Genomic DNA, 591 nt, shown 5'->3' with positions numbered 1-591 from the left:
TTGACGGGCTGCGGATCGTCACGAAGGAAGCGGTGCTTCGTTGCGGGAAGCCGAAACGCATTTACTCGGACAACGGGAAAATTTATCGGTCCGAGGTGCTGCAGTATGCGTGCGCCGAGATGGGAATCACCTTGATCCACGCCCAGCCGTATGATCCGCAAAGCAAGGGGAAAATCGAACGGTTCTTCCGCACCGTGCAGACGCGGTTTTATCCGCTGTTGGAGCTGAATCCGCCGAAGTCGCTTGACGAGTTGAACGAGCGTTTTTGGAAGTGGCTTGAAGAAGAGTATCATCGAAAACCTCACGCCTCGCTTGATGGGAAAACGCCGCATGAGGTGTTTCAGTCCCAAGTGGAACGAGTGGTGTGGATCGAAGACATCGATTGGCTGGACGCGATTTTTCTGAAGCGGGAGCACCGCAAGGTCAAAGCCGATGGAACGATCACCTTGAACAAGCAGCTGTATGAAGTGCCGCCCCGGTTCATTGGGCAATCGATTGAACTCCGCTATGACGAACGGGGCGTCTATGTGTACGAAGATGGAAGGAAGGTGGCGGAGGCCGTTCGGGTTCGTTTGGAGGACAACGCCTATG

General features: G+C 54.8%; 1 protein-coding gene. It reads left to right on the top strand.

Features of this window, described 5'->3' with window-relative positions:
- Window positions 1–591, top strand: a 591-nt coding sequence (locus tag ETC02_RS16885) for an integrase core domain-containing protein (RefSeq protein ID WP_171698468.1), incomplete at both ends; no start/stop codon positions are given.

Origin of the sequence: Geobacillus sp. DSP4a, from assembly GCF_013096875.1 — a bacterium.
GTDB lineage: Bacteria > Bacillota > Bacilli > Bacillales > Anoxybacillaceae > Geobacillus > Geobacillus thermophilus.
This window is presented reverse-complemented; position numbering and strand designations above follow the sequence as displayed.